General features: G+C 81.4%; 2 protein-coding genes. Both read left to right on the forward strand.

Annotated features, from left to right (window positions below; genetic code table 11):
- Nucleotides 1–754 (forward strand): fructosamine kinase family protein (locus tag GTQ99_RS23225; RefSeq protein WP_166618013.1); only part of this gene is annotated, 754 nt, incomplete at its 5' end.
- A gap of 26 nt (nt 755–780) precedes the next feature.
- Complete coding sequence (locus tag GTQ99_RS23230; RefSeq protein WP_338075215.1) at nt 781–1,386, forward strand: molybdenum cofactor biosysynthesis protein; 606 nt, start codon at nt 781–783, stop codon at nt 1,384–1,386.
- The last annotated feature ends 41 nt before the right edge of the window (nt 1,387–1,427 follow it).

Here is a 1,427-nt window from a genome sequence, read left to right on the forward strand (position 1 = left end):
GGCGGCGGGCGCCGCGCCGCCCGCCGCCCTGCGCGCCGAGGCCGCCGGGCTGGCGTGGCTGGCGGACGCCGGCGGGGTCGCCGTCTGCCGGGTGCGCGAGGTGCGCCCCGACGCCCTGCTGCTGGACCGCGTCGAGCAGGTGCGCCCCTCGCCGGCGGACGCGGAGGCCTTCGGCCGCGACCTGGCCACCACCCACGCCGCGGGCGCGCAGCGCTTCGGCGCCCCGCCGCCGGGGGAGGACGGCGACACCTGGATCGCCGCGCTGCCGCTGCCCGCCCCGCGCGGGCCGCTGCCGTGGGGCGCCTTCTACGCCGAGCACCGCGTGCGGCCCTACCTGCGGCGGGCGCGGGGGGCCGGCGCGCTGGACGCCGCCGGCGCGGCGCTCGTGGAGCGGGTGTGCGAGCGGCTGCTGGCCGAGGACCCCGCGCTCGTGGCGGGCGCGCAGCGGCCCGCCCGGCTGCACGGCGACCTGTGGTCGGGCAACGTGCTGTGGTCGGCGCGGGGGGCGGTGCTCGTCGACCCCGCCGCGCACGGCGGGCACCCGGAGACCGACCTGGCGATGCTGGCGCTGTTCGGCCTCCCGCACCTGGAGCGCGCGCTGGGCGCGTACGCGGAGGCGGCCGGCAGCGCCGACGGGTGGCGCGAGCGGGTGCCGCTGCACCAGCTGCACCCGCTGCTCGTGCACGCCGCCCTCTTCGGCGGCGGCTACGGCGAGCAGGCGGTCCGCGCGGCCGGGCGGGCGCTGGCGCTGTGAGCGCGGGCGCGCGCAGGATCGGGGACGTGGACGTGGACGTGGACGTGAGCGGGGACGGGTCGCAGCGCCCGCACGCCTACGAGGTGCAGGTGCTGCACCTGCTCGTCTCGCCCGAGCACGCCTACTTCGGCCGGCCCCGCGACGGCGCGGCCGACGTGCCCACGCACGACCTCGACGAGGTCGAGGTCGTCGCCGGCAAGGGCATCCGCGGCGACCGCTTCTTCGGCAAGGCCGCCCACATGGACGCGGCGGTGACGTTCCTGGCGGCCGAGGCGTGGGAGGCGGTGGCCGCGGACCTCGGCCTGCCGGCGGTCCCCGACCCGCTGCTGGCGCGGCGCAACCTCGTCGTGCGCGGGGTGGAGCTGGACCCGCTGCGCGGCGTCGACTTCGAGCTGGTCACCGCCGCCGGCGCGGTCCTCCTGCACGGCGGGCGCCCCGCCAACCCGTGCGCGTGGATGGACCGCGTGGTCGCCCCGGGGGCGCACCGGGCGATGCGCGGGCGCGGCGGGCTGCGCTGCACCCCGCTGACCGGCGGGCGCGTCGCGCGCGGGCCGGGGGTGCTGCGCTCGCCGGTGCCCCTGGACCCCGCCCGCGCCGGGGAGGCCGTGCTGCGCCGCACGCCGCTGCCCTGACGCGCGGGCCCGGGGGCGCTCCCGGGCCCGCGCGTCAGGGC

Source organism: Kineococcus vitellinus (assembly GCF_009906315.1).
In the GTDB taxonomy this organism is placed as follows: domain Bacteria; phylum Actinomycetota; class Actinomycetes; order Actinomycetales; family Kineococcaceae; genus Kineococcus; species Kineococcus vitellinus.